We start from the raw sequence: 21,579 nt of genomic DNA, 5'->3' as shown, positions 1-21,579 counted from the left end.
GGAACTACCTCGCTCTCAGGGCGGTGACGGCTGGTGTCTTGAGGGCATTGCGCGCAGGAAGCGCGCCGGTCGCGATGCCGAGGGCGATGATCATGATCATCGCGTTGAAAAAGAGCTCCATCGAGAGCACCAGACCCAGGGCGGGGCTGCTGAATGCAGCGAAAGCCATCGCGCCCGCAAGGCCGATGCCGCCTCCGACCGCAAAGATGAACAATGTCTCCCCGAGGATCAGGATCATGATCCTGAAGTCTGAGAATCCCAAGGTTTTCAGCACTCCGATCTCGAAATTGCGCTCGCGCACGGCAAAGACCATGGTGTTGACGATGATCATCAACAGCGTGATGAAGGCTGCGCCGACGACGAGGTTCACGATCAAGCCGATATCTGCGTACTGGCGCAGGAAAGCTTCGAGAAACTGTTTCTCGGATTGCGTTCGGGTGGGGGCGGCCGAGTTGGCGAACTGTTGGTCTATGCGGGCAGCCAGTTCACCGGCGGCAACATGTTGCTGCGGCCGCACGACGAAAGCATCCACCGTATCCTTGTGACGCGAACGCATCGCATTGACGTAATCGTATTGGGCAATCACGAAGTAGGTGTCCGTCGATGCGTTCTCACCTTCGAAAATGCCGGCAATGTCGAACGGCCAGTCGCGGCTGCCATCCTGTTTTTGAACGTCGAAGCTGGTTACGGTGATGCGCTGCCCGATTTTCCAGCCTTGCGCTTCGGCCAACGCCCGTCCAACCAGGACCTTGCCGCGGTTCTCGCTGAATCGCTCCATCAGCTGCGAAGTCAGGCCCAGTTCCTTGCCGTTGACGTCCATAAGTTGTCGAGGGTCAAAGGCGGAAACCGGGATGATGTTCTTTTCCACCGTTGCAAAGCCGCGCAAACGCGTCATATAGCCGACAGCCAGCACATCCGGCTCAGCCTTGATCCGGTTGATGTAGGATATCGGCAAGGGCTGCGTACGACCGGCCGCGCTCATGACGCCCAGTATGTTCTCGCTTGCTCCGGAGGCTCCCCCCTGGCTTCCGTTGACGAAGCTGGCGGTCAACCCGTAGATGAGGAAGGCGACGGTCACGCAGATGATCAGCAATGCCGTTCGCAGAGGCTTCCGCAAGGCATTTTTCCGGGCCATGCCGAAGAAGTTCATCGAGCTGCCCTCCGCTCCTCGGTGAAGATACCCTTGTCGAGGTGCAGCGTTCGGCTTGCATATTGTGCGGCCTGCGGGTCATGGGTAACCATCACTATGGTTTTTCCCATTTCCTTGTTCAGAACCCGCAGCATCCCCAGGATATCCTCGGCGGACTTGCGATCCAGATCTCCGGTCGGTTCGTCACACAAGAGCAGAGGGGGATCGGTCACGATGGCACGCGCGATACCGACGCGCTGCTGCTGTCCGCCCGACATGAGCTTCGGATGTTGATTTCCGCGGCCGGCAAGACCGACGAGATCGAGAACCTTCTCCACCCGAACCCGTCGTTCTTTTGAGGAGAGAGGCCGCAGCAGCAGAGGCAGCTCCACGTTTTCGGCAGCATTGAGCATCGGCAGCAGGTTGTAGAACTGGAAAACAATGCCCATGTTGCCGGCGCGCCAGGCGGTGCGGGCGGCCTCGCCCATCTGGTGGAGAAGACAGGTTCCGATGCACAGAGACCCGGAATCGGGCCGATCGATGCCTGCCAGCATACTGAGCAGGGTGGATTTGCCGGAACCGGAGGGACCCATGATGGCGACGAAGTCGCCACGTGGAATTTCGAGATCGAGATTCGAGAAAATCGGCACGGTTTCGCTACCAATCCTGTATCCCTTCCTGATTGCATTGAGAACGATGTAGGGGGACTGGGTGGAATCGTATGTCATTGACGGGCGTCTCCCGTTTGGACTGGAATTTGGATGCGAGCCGCCATGTTCGGGCGGACGTCCTTCGGTGGGTCGATCAGCGACAGGCGCAGGCTGATCGTGCCCTTTTCAGTGGAAACCACCGGCCCGAGCCGGAGGATCTCGATCGTGAATGGCTGATCGGGAAATGCGTCGAGCACAGCCTTGCCGTGCAGGCCGGCGCGAAGCGCCGCAAGATTTGTTTCCGCCACATCGGCATCGATGACGAGATTGTTCGTGTCGGTCAGGGTCAGCAGGCTTTCGTTCTCGCGAACGCTATCCAGGCGTGAGAGGACGGTGCCTCCGGCTCGCGCGTTGAGCTGCGTGATCGTCCCCGAAAACGGTGCCTTCACGATAAGCGCATCAACGCGCTCCTCGGCGACCCGGATTTCGAGATCGGCCTTTGCCAACTGCTGGCGCGCCTGGGCGACCGCGTTGGCGGCCTTGTCTCGTGCCGTAACGGCATCTTCCAGCTCTTGCCGGGAGACGACCTGTTTCATGGCCAGACCTTCGGCACGCCGGAGCAGGGCAGTGGATTGATCAAGCTCGATGCTTCTGGAGTCGAGCGTAAGCCCGGCCGAAACCCTTTCGGCTTGCGCCTTTTCAAGCGCGAATCGGGCGCTGACATCGTCCAGCATGACCAGGACGTCGCCTTTCCTCACGCGCTGCCCTACATCGACTTCAACCGATGTGATGCGCCCTTCATACCACGAAAATACGGGAACGGCCTGAAGTGCGATAACGTAGCCGGAACCCGCGACCTCCTTTGCCGGCATGGGGGAGGGCTTGCTTTCCGCGGTCTTTTCCGCCGTGGCCTTACTGGCGGCAGCTTCAGCCTCACGCGGGGGCGCCGGCACCGTTGCCCAGCGATCCAGAATGTCGGGCCGGAACGCTCTGACCGTCACGGTCGCGGCAAGCCCCAGCAGGACCAGGAAGAGCGCGAGGAAGATGAATCTCGTTCGCTTTGTCTTGTGCCCCGATGGTTGAGACGGAGGCTCCAACGCTAGCGATTTGAGCGTTTCTGCGAATTTACGGTCGTGTTCGTTGATCATGTTCATGCCTGCAGCACAAACCGATGCAGGCAGAAATTCGACCAGAAACATGTTCCAGGAAGTACTATATCCTGATTTGAGCCTTCCGACGGAGGCGTTTTTTACGCTACGCGTACAGTTGGCTCCGGCAAACTGGCGAGAGCCACGGTATTTCTGCCCAGACGCTTTGCGTCGTAGAGCGCTTCGTCGGCCTTTTGCAGCAATTTCTCAAGCGTGATCTCCGCGGGTATCGCCGAGGCGACGCCCAGGCTTGCCGTCACCCAGCTGTTGCCAAGCCCGCCGTGCGGAATATGGAGCCTTTCGATCGCAGCACGGATTCTCTCCGCCATCGCCAGCACCTGCATCGGGTCCAGTCCCGTCAAAAGCACCAGCATTTCCTCTCCGCCGAAACGGAACACGTACGATGTTTCGCTGACCGTATCGCGGATACATTGCGAGACGGCACGAATGCAGGCATCTCCTTCGAGATGGCCATGCACGTCATTGAACCGCTTGAAATGGTCGATATCGAGGAGAATGGCAGAGATTGTCATTTGGCGCGTCGTGCCACCCCAGAGGTTGCCGCTGATCCGCGTAAGCGAGCGCCGGTTCAATAGTCCCGTCAACTCGTCACGTTCTGCTTTGTCTTCAAGTTGCCGGCAAAGAAGGCTGGCCCGCAATTGGTTGAGGAAATTCTGCCGATCCGTCTTTTCCAGGAAGTAGGCGCTGACGGCCAGAAAGATCGACAGCATCGAATAGACTGTAATGATGCCGAAATAGGCGACCTGATCAAAGGCACCGGTGAGATATGTGGTCGTGAAATGCGAGGCGGAAGTCAGCGCAAGCCCTATCAGCACTGCGGGAAAGCGGGGCCGGAGCGACACCACGAAGTACAAGAAGGCAGCCGAGTTGTAGGTCTGGTAGACGAAAAGATAGTGGCTGGTGCTTCCTACAGCGGCGATCATCGGCAAGGTTACGCTCAGGACGGCAGCAGTTACCGTCAGGATGTCGTAAAACAGCGCGTTCGGCCAGCGGCGTACCATCACTATGCAGCTGAACACGAACGGCGTGAACATCAGGAACCGAACGACGACCAGTTCCGCGAGCACGTCCGGCACCATGGCGCTGTCGCAGAAATAGACCAGGTCGTAAATCAGCACACCGATCACGCACCAAATCGCGACGAGCCGCGCCCGCTCCGTCGCGTATTCCCTGAGAAACAAGGTTTCTATTTCAGGCGAGAAGCGTAGAAGACGAAAGCCACGCGAGAGCTGGCCCTCGACCTGGTCAAGCGTTACAAAGCTCACGGTCGATACTCCGACTGGAAAAAGATGGCGACAAATTAGCCGAGCAAGCTGAATATTCAGCTAAAGTCGGTTATCCGTCTGCCGCAGACGAGTTCCCGCGGGTCACGTTTACGATTGCCGGGAGCCATGGGTTCGATGCTTTCAAGGCGCAGATGGAGAGCCGGAGTCCTCTCCTGATACCTGTGTGTTCATGAGTGCCCTCACTTGATTGACGATGTCGTCCAGAACGGCAATACGCTGTCCCCCGGAAGGGCGAATGGCGAAATAGGAGACTTCTATCTTCGGTTCGAACGGAACGGCGATGATGTCGGCGCCGGCGGAGTGAAGGCTTGTGCGGTCGACGATGCCGATCCCCATTCCCGATGCCGCAAAGTAGCAGCAGTTCAGCATCGAGGTTTCCATCGTGCTGGCGGGCTGATGGTCCTCCTTGGAAAGGGCGCGGTCCAGCGCAAGCCTCAGCGGCGAATTGCGCCCCGGGATCAAAACGCGCTCATCCAGAAGGTCGGCGGGCGTGATGACTTTGCGGGACGCCAGCCGGTGGCCGGGCGCCATGGCGGCGACCGCATTGGAGCCGTGCAGCAGAACCGCACTCTTGTCCGCCATGCGCGGCGAACTGAAGACAAAGCCGAGGTCGTAGCGGTTCTTCTCGACCATGTCCCAGATATGACGGCTGTTCTCCACGTCGATCACCAGCGGGATGTCCAGCCGGCTGCCGACGACATCGATGATCGCCTGATGCAGATAGGGTCGGACCAGGGATGTGACGCTGGCTATCCTCAGCACGATGTTCTTGTGCCGCCGGATGTCGTCGGCCGCCTGGGCGATCTGGTCGAGACCGAGATAGAGCCGTTCGACCTCCCGGAAGAGCTGCGTCGCTTCCGTCGTCGGCACGAGGCGGATACCGATACGCTCGAAAAGCGTGATCTCGACGATCTCTTCGAGGTCGCGAATGAGGCGGCTGACGGCAGGCTGCGTGATGTTCATGGCATCGGCGGCAGCGGTTATGCCGCCGGTCATCATCACACTCCTGAACGCTTCGACCTGCCTTGGTTTCAATCGCATACGCATGCCTCCCATAACATTAGGGCATGAACTGAGTACAAAATGCAATTTTTCTTTTCCCGGCAGGGGCCCTAATGGCATTTGAAACCGCAGGGAGAGTGCGGATCTTGGAAACCCGGAGGAGCTCCATCATGAAATTCCTTACGATAGCAGCTGCATTGGCAGCGTCTGTTTTTGCCGTACCGTTTGCAGCTCACGCGAAAGACCTGACCGTCGGTCTGGCGGCGTCGACCACATCCATGGATCCGCAGTTCTATGTCGTCGGTCCAAACAGCGCGATGGCGCGCAACATCTTCGATGGCCTCGTCAATCAGGACGCCAAGCAGCGGATCCAGCCGGCGCTGGCCGTTTCCTGGAAGACGATCGACGACACGACCTGGGAATTCAAGCTGCGCCCGAACGTTAAGTTCCATGACGGCAGCGACTTTACCGCGGAGGACGTCGTTGCCAGCATCAAGCGCGTTCCGCTGGCTTCAAAGAATAGTCCCAGCTCGTTTGCCGCTTACGTGAAGGCCATTACCGAGATCACCGCCGCCGATCCGCTCACCGTCCGCATCAAGACCGACGGTCCGACGCCGCTATTGCTCAACAATCTCAGCCGCATTGCCATTCTGCCGGCCGAGATGGAAAAGACGACGACGGAAGAAATGAATTCCGGCAAGGGCGTCATCGGCACGGGTCCGTTCAAGTTCGTCTCCTGGACGCCAGACGACAATGTCGTAGTCGCCCGCAACGACAGCTACTGGGGTGAGAAGGCTGCCTGGGACAAGGTGACGTTCCGAGTATTCAAGAACAGCAGCGCCCGTGTCGCCGCCATGCTTTCCGGCGATGTCGACATGATCGAAAGCATACCCACCGCCGATACCCGCAAGCTCCAGGCATCCGACAAGCTCAAGGTCGTTAATGTGGCCGGTAACCGCATCATGTATCTTCACATGGACCAGGGTCGCGAGGAATCACCCTTTGCAAAGGGGCCGGATGGCAAGAACCCGCTCCGGAAGCCGCAGGTGCGCCGCGCGCTCTCGCTCTCGATCAATCGCGAAGCGTTGGTCGATCGCATCATGGATGGCCAGGGCGTGCCGGCCGGCCAGGTCGTTCCGGAAGGTTATTTCGGTTATGATCCTGCCATCAAGATCGATGCCTACGATCCGAACAAGGCCAAGCAGCTTTTAGCCGACGCCGGTTATCCGGATGGCTTCTCTCTGACTTTCCACGCCTCCAACGACCGCTACCCGAACGACTCCAAGATTGCACAGGCAATCGGCCAGTTCTTCAGCCGCATCGGCGTCAAGACGGAAGTTGCGACGCTGCCGGGCAGCGTCTATTTCACCCGTGCCTCCAATCTGGAGTTCAGCTTCATCATGGGCGGTGCGGCGGTCGAGACCGGCGAAGCCTCCGGCGTGCTCGGCCCCATTCTCGAAACCTATGGGGAAAAGGCGGGACAGGGCAACCGTGGCCGCTATTCCAATCCTGACTTCGACAAGGCGCTGAATGAGGCCCGCGGCATGCTCGACGATGCCAAGCGCGAGGCCCTCCTGAAGAAGGCAACCGAGATCGCCATGGCGGATCTCGGCGTCATTCCGGTCTTTTACCTGGCCAACACATGGGCGGTCAAAAACGACCTTGCCTATGAAGGCCGCTCCGATGCCTACACGCTTCCCTATTATGTGAAGCCGAACTGATCTGGAAGCGGTGATCCATCATGTCGTTCAGCGGTGTTTTTCCTTACCTCGTCTCGCCCATCGATCCGTCGGGCGCTGTGATGGAAGGCGTACTCGCCGATCTTGTGGATCACCTGATCGAGGCGGGCGTTCATGGTTTGACGCCCCTCGGCAGCACCGGTGAATTTGCCTATCTCTCCCAAGAGCAGCGGCGTCACGTCGTCGACGCGGTAATCTCGGCCAATCGTGGTCGGGTGCCCGTTGTCGCCGGCGTGGCGTCAACGTCGGTGAGTGATGCCGTCGCACAGACGGAATATATGGTCGCGGCGGGAGCCGATGGCATATTGGCAATTCTCGAAGCTTATTTTCCGGTGAGCGACGAAGGTGTCCAAGCGTATTTCACGGCGATTGCCAAGGCTGCCCAGGGGCGCCCGGTCGTGCTCTACACCAATCCTCAGTTCCAGCGTTCCGATCTCACTCTCCCGGTGATCGAGCGTCTGAGCCATGTTGAGAATATCCGCTATATCAAGGATGCATCGACAAATACCGGGCGCCTTCTCTCTATCATCGAGCGGACCCGCGGCCGGATGGAGGTCTTTTCCGCCTCCGCGCATATTCCGGTCTGCGTGATGATGATCGGCGGGGTCGGCTGGATGGCCGGTCCCGCCTGCATCGTGCCGCGTCAGAGCATTGCCCTTTACGAGGCAGCAAAGGCGGGCGACTGGGCAAAGGCGATGGAGCTGCAGCGTCCGCTTTGGCGCGTCAACGAGATTTTCGCGAAATATTCGATCGCCGCCTGCATCAAGATGGCGCTCGAACTCCAGGGTTTTCCGGTCGGTACGCCGATAGCGCCGCAGGTCCCGCTTGCCGAGGCGGCCCGCGCCGAGATCGGTGCCGTTCTACGGGACGTCGGCGCGCTCTGAACTCCGCGACCGACCGACAATTCAAAGGCAGTTTCGAAATGAGCTCAATACCGATCATCGTGGACTGCGATCCGGGGATCGATGACACCATCGCGCTTCTCACGGCTTTCGTGTCGCCGGAACTCGACATCCTGGGCATCACGCCCGTCTGCGGCAACCAGCCGCTGGAACGAACCGTGCGCAACGCCCTGCAGGTTTGCGAACTTGGACGAAGAACGGATATCCCGGTCCATGCCGGCTGTTTCCGGCCCATGCTGCGCGAGCCGATCTATGGTCAGTTCCATGGCCAGGCCGGGCTTGGCAATACGGTGCTGCCGGACCCGATAAAGACGGTCGAGCCGAAATCCGCCGTCGATTTTCTGATCGACACGTTGACCGTAGCGGCGGCCCTGCAGAAACGGATCACCATCTGTTGCCTTGGGCCGATGACCAATCTCGCGGTGGCGTTGCGGATGAACCCACAGATTTCTGAGGGCATCCAGCGTATTGTGATGATGGGCGGCGCCTATCGTGAGCCGGGCAACCGGACAATGACGGCCGAGTTCAACGTGCTGGCCGATCCACATGCCGCGCATGTCGTGTTTTCGAGCGGCATTCCGATCGTCGCTCTGGCACTCGATGCCACCCATCAGGTGATGCTGAAGCCGGAGCACGTCGCACAGTTTTCGAATGTCAGCGGCCGCATTTCTCAGACGCTCGCCGAACTCATGGCCTTCTGGGATCGCAACGATATGCGTCGCTACGGCTCGCGCGGCGGCCCCCTGCATGATCCGCTGGTGATCGCCTATCTTCTGGCGCCGCATCTGTTTACGACCGAACGCACCCGCGTCTTCGTCGAACACGAGAGCGAGCTTTGCATGGGGCAGACCATTGCCGACTGGTACGGCAAGAGCGGCCTTGAACCCAATGCAGATATCGTGACCAAGGTCGATGCGGAAGGCATCATCGCCTTCTTCCTCGATCGTCTTTCACGTTACGCCGAAAAGGCGGTCGCATGAGCCGCCAACGGGTCATCATCGATGCGGATCCCGGCTTGGACGACGCGGCGGCTATCCTCATGGCGCTCGCATCACCAGAGATCGACGTGCTCGGACTGTCGGTCGTCGCGGGAAATGTCCCCTTGCAGGATACGGTGGCGAACGCGTGCAAGGTCGTCGGCGTCTCCGGCCGCACCGATGTACCCGTCTACGCAGGCGCGGCCGGTCCCCTGGTCCGGGGTCAGGTGTTCGGCAAATATGCGAGGATCGGCGCGTTCAGCGATGACCTCGTCGCTCGCGGCGGCATCACGCCGTCGGAAGAAAACGCAGTGCGGTTCATTGTCAGGTCTGCGCGCGAAGCGGCCGGGGCCGGTGAGCCGATCACCATCTGCGCTATCGGGCCGATGACCAATCTGGCGCTTGCCCTCATCCAGCACCCTGATGTGGCGCGCGGCGTCCGTCAGATCGTGTCCATGGGCGGCGCCTTCACCGCGCTCGGCCATCGCACGCCCTGGGCCGAGTTCAACGTGCTCGCAGACCCGCATGCGGCAGAGATCGTCTATCGCTCTGGCGTCCCGATTGTTGTGATGCCGCTTGACATGACTTTCCAGGCGCTGTTCACGGCGGAACACTTCAGGAGCTTCGGCGATCGAGGCGGAGCCGCGGGCAGGGCGCTCTACAATCTCTTCTCGACTTTCGATCGCAGCGATATCACCCGCTTCGGACGGCCGGGCGGGCCGATCCATGACGCGACCACGATCGCGTGGCTGATCAGGCCGGATCTCTTCACGAGCCGCAAGGCAAGCGTCGGCACACAGCTCACCGGTCTCACGATGGGGTATACTTATGCCGACTTCTACCAAAAGATGGATCGCGAGCCGAACGCCACGGTGATTACCGATGTCGATGAAGCCGGATTCATCGATCTGCTGATCGAGCGCATCTCGCTTTATGGAAGCGTTGCGCCCAATCCCAAGTCGCCGAGAGGTTGAAAACTATGAGCGGTTATCTTTTGAGCCGGTCGATCCAGACGGTTCTGACGCTGTTGGTGATGTCGGTGTTGGTCTTTGCGGGCCTTTATCTTGTCGGCAATCCCGTCGATGTGCTCCTCAGCTCGACGGCTACCCCCACTGAACGACTGGAAGTCATCCGCTCCTTCGGACTCGACAAGCCCGTCTGGGAACAATACTGGCTGTTCCTGACGCGCGCCTTGTCCGGTGATCTCGGTAATTCCTTCGTGTTCAATCAGCCGGCATTGAAGTTGATCCTCAACCGCATGCCGGCGACGCTCGAACTCGCGTTCGTAGCGCTTGTCATCGGTCTCGTCTTCGGAATTCCGCTCGGCGTCTACGCCGGCCTGAAGCCGAAGAGCCTCGTCTCCAAGTCGGTGATGACATTCTCGATCCTTGGTTTCAGCCTGCCGACCTTCTGGATCGGGCTCGTAATGGTCATGCTGTTCAGCGTCCAGCTGGGATGGCTGCCGGCATCCGGACGCGGCGATACGGTGCCGGTCTTCGGCGTGCCCGTCAGCCTCTTCACGCTGGATGGCCTATCCCACCTTCTCCTGCCGGCGCTGAACCTGGCTTTGTTCAAGATCTCCCTGATCATCCGCCTCACGCGGGCCGGGGTGATCGAGACGATGCAGCTCGACTTCGTGCGTTTCGCCCGCGCCAAAGGCTTGCCAGAGCGCCGGATCGTGACGGTCCACGTGTTGAAGAACACGCTCATTCCGCTGATTACCGTCATCGGCCTCGAACTCGGTTCGCTGATCGCCTTTGCCGTCGTCACCGAGACGATCTTCGCCTGGCCCGGCATGGGCAAGCTCATTATCGACGCTATTGCCGTTCTCGATCGTCCCGTCATCCTCGCTTACCTGATGATCACCGTCGTTATGTTCAGCGTCATCAATCTGCTTGTCGACATTCTCTATTCGATCGTCGATCCGCGTGTTCGTCTTGAAGGGAATTCGTGATGACCAGGGACACAAATACCGCAGGTTCGATACATGTCGGCGGAGCAGACGTTCGGGCCCCCCGCTCGCGCTCGCCGTTCCGTCAGGTGATTTCCGCCCTCCTGCACGACAAGCTCGCGCTTGTCGGTATTTTGCTGGTGCTGGTCTTCATTCTGGCTGCTGTCCTGGCGCCCTTGATCGCGCCGCAGAACCCCTATGATCTCTCGCAGCTCGACATCCTCGACGGCCGCCTGCCGCCCGGGTCGCAGAGCATGAACGGGATGGTTTACCTAATCGGCACCGACCATCAGGGCCGCGATCTCCTGAGCGCCATCCTTTACGGACTGCGTACCAGTATCTTGGTCGGTATATCCAGCGCGGCGATCGCGCTTGTCATCGGGGCTTCTATCGGGCTGATGAGCGCTTATGCCGGAGGCCGTCTGGATGCCTTCCTGATGCGCGTCGTCGACATCCAGCTCAGCTTTCCGGCGATCCTGATCGCACTGATCTTCCTCGCCATCCTGGGGCAGGGGGTCGACAAGATCATCCTGGCGCTGATCGTGACCCAATGGGCCTATTATGCCCGCACGATCCGTGGTTCGGCGCTGGTGGAGCGAAAACGTGCTTATGTGGACGCGGCCCGCTCGATGGCACTTCCAGATCGGCGCATCCTCTTCAGGCACATCCTGCCGAACTGCCTGCCGCCACTGATCGTCGTCGCGACCATGCGGGTCGCCTATGCGATCATGCTCGAAGCGACGCTTTCCTTTCTCGGCATCGGCCTGCCGGTCACCGAGCCGTCGCTCGGTCTTCTGATCTCGAACGGGTTCGAATACCTGCTCTCCGGCGACTACTGGATCAGCTTCTTCCCCGGCCTCATTCTTCTGTTGCTCATCGTCGCCATCAACCTGATCGGCGACAGCCTGCGCGACATCCTCAATCCTCGGCGGGAAGGCTGAGCCATGGCGCATCCGATACTTTCCATTTCCAACCTCAATACGTCGTTTCGCGTCGGCGGCGAATGGCGAAACGTCGTGCGCGACGTCAGCTTCGACATCCGGCCGAAGGAGACGGTTACCGTGGTCGGCGAGTCTGGCTCCGGCAAGAGTGTCACGGCCATGTCGATCATGCGGCTTCTGCCGCCGGCCAGCTCGCGCGTCACCGGCCGTGTCGATTTCGAGGGAAAGAACCTCCTCGATCTGCCGCTGGACGCCATGCAGTCCATCCGGGGAAACCGCATCGGCATGATCTTCCAGGAACCGATGACGAGCCTCAATCCGGTCTTGAAGATCGGCAGGCAGATCACCGAGGTCCTGGTCCAGCATCGTGGAATGTCGCATACTGAGGCGGAAGCGGAAGCCGTGCGGCTTCTGGAAAAGGTCCGCATTCCGTCGGCGAAGTCCCGCCTCAACGAATATCCGATGAACTTCTCGGGCGGCATGCGGCAGCGCGTCGTCATTGCCATCGCGCTTGCCTGCGATCCGAAGCTGCTGATCGCCGACGAACCGACGACCGCGCTCGACGTCACCATCCAGGCTCAGATCCTCGAACTGATCAAGGCACTGCAGGAAGAGGAAGGCATGTCTGTCCTCTTCATCACCCATGACATGGGCGTGGTGGCGGAAATCTCCGACCGGACCGTGGTCATGTATCGAGGTGAAGCCGTCGAAACCGGCACGACACGCCAGATCTTCGCCGGGGCTAAGCATCCCTATACGCGCGCATTGCTTTCCGCAGTGCCGCAGCTCGGCTCGATGACCGGGCTCGACCGGCCTCTGCGCTTTCCGCAGGTCGATATGACGACCGGCGGCATCCAGCCCGTCAGGCCCACGGCGGATACGGTTAGGCGCGATGCCGCGCCGATCTTGAACGTCGACGGTCTGGTGACCCGCTTCGACATCAGGAGGGGTTTCCTGCGCAGGACGGTGGGTCGCATTCACGCCGTCGAGGGTGTTTCCCTGCAATTGCGACAGGGCGAAACGCTTTCGCTCGTCGGAGAATCCGGCTGCGGCAAGTCCACCGCCGGTCGCTCCATTATCCGGCTGACGGATGCAAAGTCCGGCACGATCGAGATCGACGGCAAGAACGTGCTCGAGGCCGGGCGTTCTCAACTGGCTGATATACGTCGGGAAGCGCAGATGATCTTCCAGGACCCCTTCGAAAGCCTCAACCCGCGCATCCGTATCGGTGATGCGATCGCCGAGCCGATTGTCATCCACGGGCTGGCCGATGCGGCCGAAGCGAAGGAGCGGGTGGCCGAATTGCTGGAGCGCGTCGGTCTTTCGGCTTCGATGGCGGATCGCTTCCCGCACGAGTTTTCTGGTGGTCAGCGGCAGCGCGTCTGTATAGCCCGAGCTCTTGCTCTGGAGCCGAAGCTGATCATCGCCGATGAATCGGTATCCGCGCTCGATGTTTCGGTCAAGGCACAGGTCATCAACCTGATGCTCGACCTGCAGGAGAAATACGGGCTCGGTTATCTCTTCATCAGCCACGACATGGCGGTGGTGGAACGGATCAGCCACCGCGTGGCGGTGATGTATCTTGGCGAGATCGTCGAGATGGGTCCGCGGCGGGCCGTTTTCGAAAACCCGCAGCACGATTATACGAAGCGCCTGATGGCGGCGGTACCGATCGCCGATCCCTCCCGCCGCCAGATGCGCCGGATTTCCAACGACGAGATCGGGAGCCCGTTCCGGCCCGTCGATTACGTGCCGCCGAAGCGCTCCTACCGGCAGGCGGGCGAAGGCCATTTCTTCCAGGTCGCCTGACGGAAAGGTCCCTGACGGAGCGATGCGTCGAGCCTCACTTCCGGTTCGACCGACGCCGATTGCGCCCGGATGTTCGCAGCCTCAGAACGCGACCTGGTCGCCGCCCTTGAGGTGGAGCATGGTGCGCGCCTCTTCGGGAGTTGCAATCTCGTAGCCCAGCCCTTCTATCAGGCTGCGTGCGACTGATACCTGCTGGGCATTGTTTTCGGCCAGTTTCCCCGGACCGATCCACAGGGAATCCTCCAGACCCACCCGGACATTGCCGCCCATGGCCACCGACATGGCCGCGATGCGCATCTGGTTGCGGCCGGCGCCAAGCACCGACCAGTTATAGGCGTCGCCGAAGAGACGGTCGGCCGTGCGTTTCATCATCATCACGTCTTCCGGATGGCTGCCGATGCCACCGAGCAGACCGAACACGCTCTGGATGAAGAACGGCGGCTTGACGAGGCCGCGATCGACGAAATGAGAAAGCGTATAAAGGTGGCCTATGTCGTAACATTCGATTTCGAAGCGGGTCCCATTGTCGGCGCAGGTCGTCAGGATCTTTTCGATATCGGCAAAAGTGTTTTTGAATATCCGTTCCCGGGAGCCTTCGAGGTAGGGTTTTTCCCAGTCGTATTTGAAATCATTGAAACGGTTCAGCATGGGAAATAGGCCGAAATTCATCGTCCCCATGTTGAGCGAGGCGACTTCAGGCTTGAAGGCCGCAACCGGCTTCAGTCGCTCGTCGACCGTCATCGTCGGCGCGCCGCCGGTGGTGATGTTGATGACCACGTCCGCCTTCTGCTTGATGACCTTGAGAAACGGTTCGAATGCTTCGAGGCTCTGGTCGGGTCGTCCGTCCTCGGCATTTCTGGCATGAAGATGAACGATGGCCGCACCCGCTTCGGCCGCGCCGATCGCGGCATCGGCAATCTCCTCGGCGGTGATTGGAATATGCGGCGACATGGACGGGGTGTGAATCGATCCCGTCAGGGCACAGGTTATAATGACTTTGCGGGCAGGCATGCGGTCTCCTCCAAATTCCCGAAATATTGCTGGTCTCAGGCGTTGCGCGTCCATGGTGCGTCATCGTGGAGAACAGGCGCCTTCTCCCAGCACGAAGCCTATTGAATATATTGCCAGATTCGTGCTCCAGCCAACGGGAAAGCCGGTAGATGCGACGGCACTGCCGATCGGCCCATTCCCGGCGGCTCAGGCTGCGAGGTTGAGCAGGCGTGCCGAATTATCCCCGATCAGCGTGCGGATGTCCTCGTGCGAAAACTGCATGTCCAGCAGCTCGCGGACGATCTGCCGGTAACCTTCGATCGGGCGGGGCGCGCCAAGCAGGCCGAGGTCCGAGCACAGGCAAGTCTTGTCAACGCCCGCGACTTCGATCAGGTGCTGCAGATAGCTCGGTTCATACTGATGTCCGGAGCCTTCGATGAACATGCAGATGGAGTGCTCCATATGGACGCCCATGGAGACAAGTTCCTTGATGTCCTCGTCCGAGCAGCCGACGATATAGGTCGGATGATTGACGAGCATCTTCCTTACTCCGCGTTTCTTCGCCTCCTCGAAAAGCTGAAAAAGTTCCGGGACGTCCAGATGTCCACCTGCAAGGATGATATCGCCCTCGGCGATCAGGTTGAGAACCTGTTTGGTGTCGTCAGTCAGCTTACCGTTGGCATCGAGCACGCTGAGCGGGCTCGGGTCGAGCATTTTCTGGGACGTCTTCGGAAAGCTTTTCGCCTCTGTCAGTCCTTTGCGAATGTGGTTGGCCGCCGAGAGGGTCGGCATCCAGACGATCTTGGCGCCGATCTTGATCGCATGGTCGACGGCGTAGGGATTGATGCCGCCGCTGGCGTTGTTGAGAGCCACGCCGGAGAACAACCGGACCCCCGTATCGGGATAGATGGTCTCCAGAACCCTGGCATGGGAAGTGCCGAGATAGAAATGATCTTTGTAGAGCAAGGCCCGAAAGCCCGCATCCGCCGCATCCTGCATCGCTTCACGGTGATCGAGAACGCGTGGCATGGCGGCGGGACCGCTGTGGCAGTGTAGATCCACCGCGCCTTTCAGAAGTTCCCTGACGTCAGCGTCTCGGGAATCGCCTGGGGTGGTAAGGGTCGATGTATTCGATGCCATTCCATTTCTCCTGATGTGATCCCGATCGGCCGAGCTCCGTCAAGCGGGCGCCAAATCCACGGTTATCGACCGGACGGGCGAGCAGCGGTCTATTGTCGATAGACATCCGTCGAGGGTGCATGACTGTCATCCATGACGACGAGGCTGAATTGCATGCCGCGGAATGCTCTGATCGACGAGGTGCAGAGGTCGTCATGAGAGACACATGGCTCGCATCCCGCAAATCGCTGGCGAATGCCGGAGGGGTGTGCTGTTGACATGGGCCTGGAGTCCTCTTAGTGTATCGCTGTTCAGAACAGCTTTCTGATTATTAAGATATCTACACTATCCCTCGAGGCATCTGTCAAGGGCGAAACTGTCGTGGCCCGGTGGCCGTGGCCGCAGGATGGCGCGCCATCCTGCGATCGCCATTGTGGGTGGTTCATCGGAAATGGGATCAAACGGGAGACGGGAATGCCGCGGATCGAAGGTAAGACGGGTGATGGGGTGCAGGCTGTCCAGCTTGCCTTGAGCATCATTGAGCATCTGGCGAAGGAGCGACACGCCGTAGGCGTCACCGCCCTCGCCCTCGCGCTCGGAACGACGAAAAGCCGCATCCATCGCCACCTGCAGACCCTGGTCCAGCAAGGTTATATCATTCAACCGAAGGACTCTGACCGTTATGAGAGCGGCCCTCGCCTTGTTGCCCTGGGACGGGCGGTCAGCGACAATCTGGATCTCGCCCATGTGGCTGCCGATCCGTTGCTCGAATTGCGAGATGCGCTCGGGCATTCTGCCGTCGTATCCCAGATTACGCCTGACGGAATGCGGGTCGTGGCCACGGTTCCGGGACGGTCGCCGATCGAGATCGGCGTGCGAGCCGGCTCCCTGCTGACGTTCAACAGTTCGGCGCAGGGCAAGGCGGCGCTCGCTTTCGTCTCTCCGGAATTTCGCGCCCGCGTGCTGCGCGGCAAACTCGAAATCTTCACGCCGCACACGATTATCAGTCCTGCCGTGCTGGCTGCCGAACTTGAGAAGATTCGCGTCCAGGGCTGGGCGACGGCGCCCAATCAGACGGGAATCGGACTGAATACCCTGGCTGCGCCGGTCTTCGATTCGGCTGGGGTAGTATGTGGCGCCGTCGGGATCGTCGATATGGTGCAGTTCATTGCGGAAGTGCCGTCCGAAGACCAGCGGGCGCGGACGATGGCGGCGGCCAGGCGTGTTTCGCAGGCGCTCGGATATGGGGGGCTCTAACGCCTTCGCGCTAATGGATTTCGCGGGCGCTTGACAACGGCAGGATGATCGGTAACCTTCTTATCGAAACAATGTTTCATAGATCAGAACAAGGCAAAATCTGATCTCGTTTCTTCAGGGAGGAGGAAGGAATGTATAAACGACGCCTGCTGATGGCGGCTGCCGTGGCCGCGGCTGCCATTTCCACCGAGGTCAGGGCGGAAGATGTTTTCAAGATCGGATCGTCGGTCGGCCTGACCGGCTATGCCGCTGTGATCGATCGTGCCTGGCGTGACGGGCTTGCCGTCGCAGCCGATGCGCTGAACGAGCGCGGTGGTCTTCTGGGCAAGAAGATCGAAGTCGTCGTCGAGGACAATCACTCGCAGCCGCAGGACGCGGTGGTCGGCTATCGCAAGATGATTTCCAGCGACAAGGTCAACCTGTTCGACAGCGGTTGCGTTTCGGCCGGCAATTTTGCCGCCGCGTCCTTCGTCGTTCAGGCGAGCCTGCCGATGTATCTTTGCTCGATCCTACCCCAGCGAGAGCAGGAGCAGGTGTGGGCATTCAGCTTCCTTGCTCCGCCGAAATTCGAGATCGAATCCCGCTACCGCTACCTCAAGGAAAAGACCAGCGTTCGCAAGATCGGCATCCTGTACGACCCGACGCCCTATGCGCTGATGATGAAGGGTCTCGGCGAACAGCTTGCCAAGGATTTCGGTCTCGAAGTCGTGGCGCAGGATACCTACAAGCCGGACGACGCGGACATGACCGTTCAGCTCGGGAGGATCAATGCGGCCGGCGGCGGCGCCGTCGTCAAGATCGGTCAGGGCGGCTCGACCGTTACCGCCGCCAAAAACATCAAGCAGCTCGGCCTCGACAAGATGCTGCTCCTGTCCAGCAATGACGACGGTTCGATCTTCAAGCAGGCCGGCGAAGTGCTTGGCGACCGCTTTCTCTTCGTTGCGCCACCGGTTCAGTTGCCGAAGCAGTTGAAGCCGGGCCCGACGAAGGATGCCGTCGATGCCTTCCTGAAATATTGGGCGCCGAAATATCCCGATCGCGATCCGACCAACGGTGCCCGCGCCTGGGACTCGATGATGGTGCTCGCCAAGGCGGCGGAAATTGCCAAGTCGACCGAGGGCAAGGCGATCCGGGACGCGACCGAAAAGGTTCCCGCTTATCAGGGCGCCTACGCGGTATTCAATTTTTCCGCCAAGCAGCATGTCGGCATCACGGAAAACCCGTTTTTGATCGGCAAGTTCGCCAATGGCGAGCTGGTGAGTGCCGAATGAGCGCGGAATCGCCCTCCCCAAGAGGCGTCCCTCTGCTCGAAGCAAGGGACGTCTCCGCCAGCTACGGGCATGTGCAGGCATTGAAACCTACCAGCCTGCACATCGCCGAAGGCGAGCTGGTGACGATCCTCGGGCCGAACGGTGCCGGAAAGACGACGCTCATGCGCGCACTCACGCGCCTGACGGCAAGCAAGGGCAGCGTCCTTTTCCGCGGCGAGGACATCAGCGGCCTCTCCACCCACAAGCTCGCACGCCGTGGCATCATCATGGTGCAGGAGGGCAGGGGGCTTTTCCCGCAGATGAGCGTGCGGGAAAACCTGATCATCGGCGGTTATCTGCATCCGGCAGACACCGAAGAGCAGATGGGGACAGTCTTCGATCTCTTCCCGCGCCTGCGGGAACGCGTCGATCAGCTGGCCGGCTCGCTCTCCGGCGGCGAGCAGCAGATGCTGGCGATCGGCCGGGCGCTGATGGCCAAGCCGCAGCTTCTCATGCTCGACGAGCCGTCGCTCGGTCTCGCGCCGCGTGCCGCATTCGAGATCCTCAATACTCTCCGCGAACTGAACCGCCGGGGCATCGGCATTCTCCTGGTCGAACAGAAGGCCCCGCTCGCGCTCAGGCTGGCGCAGCGCGTCTACGTCATATCGCTCGGCAAGATCGTCGCAGAACTCCAGACACACGAGATCAAATCGCATCATGACCTCGCACGCTACTATCTCCATTGAACCCGTGGGAGTCCGCTGGCAGTCGATGCTGCCGCCGCTCGCCGTGCTGGCCCTGGCCGGTTTGGGGCTCCTGTCGAGCGACTACGTCGTGACGGTGCTGGGCTTCGCGTTCATCTATGCGATATTCTGCACCGGCCTCAATTTCTTCATGGGTTATACCGGTCAGGCCTCGTTTGGACAGAGCGCTTTTGCAGCCATCGGTGGCTATGGAAGCGCGATCCTGTGCGCCGATTATGGCTGGGAGCCGCTGCTCGCGCTCCTCTTCACGATGGCGATTTCCGGCGTTGCGGCGGTCTTCGTCGGATACCCCACTCTGCGCCTTCGGGGCCACTATCTTGCCATGGCGACCTTCGCGCTCGGTCTTATCGTCTACGAGATCAGCATCGAATGGACGAGCCTCACTCAGGGATATATGGGATATTCGGGCGTGCCGCCTTTGGGTATCGCCGGGTTTGACCTCGTTACGGTGAAACAGCAGCTGGTGGCCCTGGCGGTTGTGGCCTTGTTTGGCGTATTCGTGGCCGCCCGCCTGCGGCAGTCGCGTTTCGGACGGGCTCTGGCATCGATCGCCGGCAGCGAGCCGGCGGCCCGCGCGCTCGGCGTGGATATCGCCCGCTACAAGCTCATCGCCTTCGTCATCGGCGCCCTCTATGCGTCCGCCGCGGGTTCGCTCTTTGCGCATTTCGTGGGCTTCATAAGCCCTGAAGTGTTCGGCGTGACGATGGTCGTGCAGAGTTTCGCGATGCTCTATCTCGGTGGCATCGGAACGATGTGGGGGCCGACGATCGGCGCCGTCATCGTGTCGGTCCTGCCGGAGGCACTGCGCGGCCTGAAGGAGATGCAGGACATCGCCTATACCGCCATTCTGATCTTTATCCTGATCTTCGCGCCCCGCGGTCTGGCCGGCTTGTCAGCCCTGTTCAAACGGGATCGCGCGCAGACGCGGGAGGGCGCGTAATCATGGCACTCCTTTCCGTTCGCGAAGAGACGATGCGCTTCGGCGGCCTGTTCGCCAATCAGTCCATATCTTTCGATGTCGAGGAAGGCGAGCTTTTAGCGGTAATCGGCCCGAACGGAGCCGGCAAGACCACGCTGTTCAACGTCATCTCCGGCTTCTTTCCCCCGACATCCGGTTCGATCCATTTTGATGGAGAGGATATTACGGGAGCCTCGGCGCATCACGTGGCGTCCTCCGGCCTCGTCCGGACCTATCAGCTCGTTCAGCTCTTCAAGCATCTGACCGTGGCCGAGAATGTCGAGATCGGCAGCCATCGGGTCACGCGGGGCAGCGTGTTTTCCGCCCTGTTCAGGCCCGAGTGGATGCGCCGGCAGGAAAAAGCCGTCTGCGAAGGTGCGCGTGAGCTGCTGCGCTTCGTCGGGCTGGAAGACCAGGCCGATGTGCAGGCCGACAAGCTGCCATATGGCCGCCAACGCTTGCTCGAGGTGGCGCGGGCGTTGGCGGCAAAGCCGCGGCTGCTGCTGCTGGACGAGCCGGCGGCCGGTCTCAATACGCAGGAAACGGAGGCGTTGGCGGAAGTCATCACGCGCATCCACCGCGCAGGCACGACCATCATCCTCATCGAGCATGACATGAGCCTGGTGATGAAGATCGCGCAGCGCATCGTCGTTTTGGATTTCGGAAAGAAGATCGCCGAAGGGACGCCGGAAGAGATCAAGGCTCACCCGGATGTCATAGCAGCCTACCTTGGCGGAACGGAGATGACCGATGCCTAATGCCGTCGAATTCCTGCAGAGCGTCGTCAACGGGATCGGCGTCGGCCTTATCTATGGCCTCGTCGGCATCGGCTTCTGCGTCATCTACAACGCCAGCGGTATCGTCAACTTTGCCCAGGGCGTCTTCGTCATGCTGGGAGGAATGGTATGCCAGGTCCTCCTGGCACAGCTCGGGATTCCGCTCGTGCTCGCGGTGGCCCTCACCATTCCGCTCGTCGCCATTTCCGGCATGATCATGGAACTGGCGATCGTGCGGCCGATGATGCATCGGGGCGCCACCCTTTTTGCGATCATCCTCGCAACGCTCGCTGCGCAGATCATGATCGAGCGCATCGTACTCCTCACGCTAGGCGACCGGCCGCGCACCTTTTCGGAATTCACCCCGGGCGGGCCGCTCAAGATCGGCGATGTGGCGATCGGCTACCAGCTCTTCTGGATCCTTGGCTGCGGGGCGTTTCTGGTCCTGCTCCTGTGGCTCTTCTTCACCCGCACACGCACCGGACGAGCCCTGCGCGCCTGCTCGCAGAACAGGGAAGCGGCCCAGCTTCTCGGCATCCCGGTCTCGCACATGATGCTCGTCGCATTTGCGTTGAGCGCAGCGCTCGGCGCGGTCGCCGGCATCCTCGTCACGCCGACGCAGTACACGGCCTACAATGTCGGCACGCCGTTCGGCGTCAACGGCTTCATTGCGGCGATCATCGGCGGGTTCGGGCGGGCCGGCGGGGCGCTGGCGGGGGGCCTGCTGCTCGGCGTGCTGCAGGCCCTGGCCATCGTGGCGCTGGGCGCGGGCTTCAAGAACGTCGCGGCGTTGAGCGTCTTGCTCGTCGTCCTGCTGCTCTTCCCGAACGGATTGTTCGCCGGCTTCGGCTCCAAGGCAAAAGCACATTGAAGGTAGCCAGGGCGCGTATCCCAGCGACCAGATGTAAAA

General features: G+C 60.5%; 20 protein-coding genes. 13 read left to right on the top strand and 7 right to left on the bottom strand.

Going from position 1 to position 21,579, the window contains the following annotated elements; genetic code table 11:
• Positions 1-4 precede the first annotated feature (4 nt).
• The 5 genes from DMO26_RS01610 to DMO26_RS01590 form a co-directional block, all read right to left on the bottom strand.
• A complete protein-coding gene (locus DMO26_RS01610; protein WP_117190258.1) occupies positions 5-1,150 on the bottom strand; it encodes an ABC transporter permease in 1,146 nt (381 codons plus the stop codon).
• Entirely contained in the window at positions 1,147-1,857 is a 711-nt protein-coding gene (locus tag DMO26_RS01605; protein WP_117190257.1) for an ABC transporter ATP-binding protein, read from the bottom strand. The genes DMO26_RS01610 and DMO26_RS01605 overlap by 4 nt, the downstream gene beginning before the upstream one ends.
• Positions 1,854-2,927: an efflux RND transporter periplasmic adaptor subunit gene (locus DMO26_RS01600; RefSeq protein ID WP_226951153.1), complete on the bottom strand. Its 1,074-nt coding sequence runs from the start codon at positions 2,925-2,927 to the stop codon at positions 1,854-1,856. The genes DMO26_RS01605 and DMO26_RS01600 overlap by 4 nt, the downstream gene beginning before the upstream one ends.
• A gap of 101 nt (positions 2,928-3,028) precedes the next feature.
• A complete protein-coding gene (locus DMO26_RS01595) occupies positions 3,029-4,213 on the bottom strand; it encodes a GGDEF domain-containing protein (RefSeq protein WP_117190256.1) in 1,185 nt (394 codons plus the stop codon).
• 141 nt (positions 4,214-4,354) lie between these two features.
• Positions 4,355-5,275 (bottom strand): LysR substrate-binding domain-containing protein, encoded by a 921-nt coding sequence (locus DMO26_RS01590; RefSeq protein WP_117190255.1) that lies wholly within the window; start codon positions 5,273-5,275, stop codon positions 4,355-4,357.
• Positions 5,276-5,406: 131 nt separating this feature from the next.
• Between DMO26_RS01590 and DMO26_RS01585 the strand changes: the two genes are divergently transcribed.
• From DMO26_RS01585 to DMO26_RS01555, 7 genes are read left to right on the top strand one after another with little or no spacing between them, the layout of a single operon-like run.
• Positions 5,407-6,957, top strand: a complete 1,551-nt coding sequence (locus DMO26_RS01585) for an ABC transporter substrate-binding protein (protein WP_117190254.1) — start codon at positions 5,407-5,409, stop codon at positions 6,955-6,957.
• Positions 6,958-6,977: 20 nt separating this feature from the next.
• On the top strand, positions 6,978-7,859 hold the full coding sequence (locus tag DMO26_RS01580; protein ID WP_117190253.1) for a dihydrodipicolinate synthase family protein: 882 nt from the start codon (positions 6,978-6,980) through the stop codon (positions 7,857-7,859).
• A gap of 38 nt (positions 7,860-7,897) precedes the next feature.
• The gene (locus tag DMO26_RS01575; protein ID WP_117190252.1) at positions 7,898-8,857 is read left to right on the top strand and encodes a nucleoside hydrolase; all 960 of its coding nucleotides are present in this window, start codon (positions 7,898-7,900) and stop codon (positions 8,855-8,857) included.
• Complete coding sequence (locus DMO26_RS01570) at positions 8,854-9,828, top strand: nucleoside hydrolase (protein ID WP_117190251.1); 975 nt, start codon at positions 8,854-8,856, stop codon at positions 9,826-9,828. Before DMO26_RS01575 ends, DMO26_RS01570 begins: the two co-directional genes overlap by 4 nt.
• 5 nt (positions 9,829-9,833) lie before the next feature.
• Positions 9,834-10,808 carry an ABC transporter permease gene (locus tag DMO26_RS01565; RefSeq protein ID WP_117190250.1) on the top strand — a complete coding sequence of 325 codons (975 nt, stop codon included), beginning with the start codon at positions 9,834-9,836 and terminating at the stop codon, positions 10,806-10,808.
• Positions 10,808-11,746, top strand: coding sequence for an ABC transporter permease (locus tag DMO26_RS01560; RefSeq protein WP_205421162.1), 939 nt, complete (start codon positions 10,808-10,810; stop codon positions 11,744-11,746). The genes DMO26_RS01565 and DMO26_RS01560 overlap by 1 nt, the downstream gene beginning before the upstream one ends.
• Before the next feature lie 3 nt (positions 11,747-11,749).
• Positions 11,750-13,555 carry an ABC transporter ATP-binding protein gene (locus tag DMO26_RS01555; protein WP_117190249.1) on the top strand — a complete coding sequence of 602 codons (1,806 nt, stop codon included), beginning with the start codon at positions 11,750-11,752 and terminating at the stop codon, positions 13,553-13,555.
• Positions 13,556-13,636: 81 nt separating this feature from the next.
• Here DMO26_RS01555 and DMO26_RS01550 read toward each other — a convergent pair whose 3' ends face one another.
• Together DMO26_RS01550 and DMO26_RS01545 are read right to left on the bottom strand one after the other, a co-directional pair.
• Complete coding sequence (locus DMO26_RS01550; RefSeq protein ID WP_117190248.1) at positions 13,637-14,566, bottom strand: BKACE family enzyme; 930 nt, start codon at positions 14,564-14,566, stop codon at positions 13,637-13,639.
• Positions 14,567-14,752: 186 nt separating this feature from the next.
• Positions 14,753-15,685, bottom strand: coding sequence for a DUF6282 family protein (locus DMO26_RS01545; RefSeq protein WP_117190247.1), 933 nt, complete (start codon positions 15,683-15,685; stop codon positions 14,753-14,755).
• 453 nt (positions 15,686-16,138) lie between these two features.
• Between DMO26_RS01545 and DMO26_RS01540 the strand changes: the two genes are divergently transcribed.
• The 6 genes from DMO26_RS01540 to DMO26_RS01515 all read left to right on the top strand — a co-directional run bounded on the left by DMO26_RS01540 (position 16,139) and on the right by DMO26_RS01515 (position 21,540).
• On the top strand, positions 16,139-16,921 hold the full coding sequence (locus DMO26_RS01540; RefSeq protein ID WP_117190246.1) for an IclR family transcriptional regulator: 783 nt from the start codon (positions 16,139-16,141) through the stop codon (positions 16,919-16,921).
• A gap of 131 nt (positions 16,922-17,052) precedes the next feature.
• Positions 17,053-18,192, top strand: a complete 1,140-nt coding sequence (locus DMO26_RS01535; RefSeq protein ID WP_117190245.1) for an ABC transporter substrate-binding protein — start codon at positions 17,053-17,055, stop codon at positions 18,190-18,192.
• Positions 18,189-18,917: an ABC transporter ATP-binding protein gene (locus DMO26_RS01530; RefSeq protein ID WP_117190244.1), complete on the top strand. Its 729-nt coding sequence runs from the start codon at positions 18,189-18,191 to the stop codon at positions 18,915-18,917. Before DMO26_RS01535 ends, DMO26_RS01530 begins: the two co-directional genes overlap by 4 nt.
• Complete coding sequence (locus DMO26_RS01525; protein ID WP_117190243.1) at positions 18,889-19,875, top strand: branched-chain amino acid ABC transporter permease; 987 nt, start codon at positions 18,889-18,891, stop codon at positions 19,873-19,875. The genes DMO26_RS01530 and DMO26_RS01525 overlap by 29 nt, the downstream gene beginning before the upstream one ends.
• A 2-nt stretch (positions 19,876-19,877) precedes the next feature.
• Complete coding sequence (locus tag DMO26_RS01520) at positions 19,878-20,651, top strand: ABC transporter ATP-binding protein (RefSeq protein ID WP_117190242.1); 774 nt, start codon at positions 19,878-19,880, stop codon at positions 20,649-20,651.
• Entirely contained in the window at positions 20,644-21,540 is an 897-nt protein-coding gene (locus tag DMO26_RS01515; protein WP_117190241.1) for a branched-chain amino acid ABC transporter permease, read from the top strand. Before DMO26_RS01520 ends, DMO26_RS01515 begins: the two co-directional genes overlap by 8 nt.
• Positions 21,541-21,579 lie beyond the last annotated feature (39 nt).

The sequence above is a fragment of the Rhizobium terrae genome, from assembly GCF_003425685.1.
In the GTDB taxonomy this organism is placed as follows: Bacteria; Pseudomonadota; Alphaproteobacteria; order Rhizobiales; family Rhizobiaceae; genus Neorhizobium; species Neorhizobium terrae.
The sequence above is the reverse complement of the archived record's forward strand: the minus strand, read 5'-3'. Positions and strand labels throughout refer to the sequence as shown.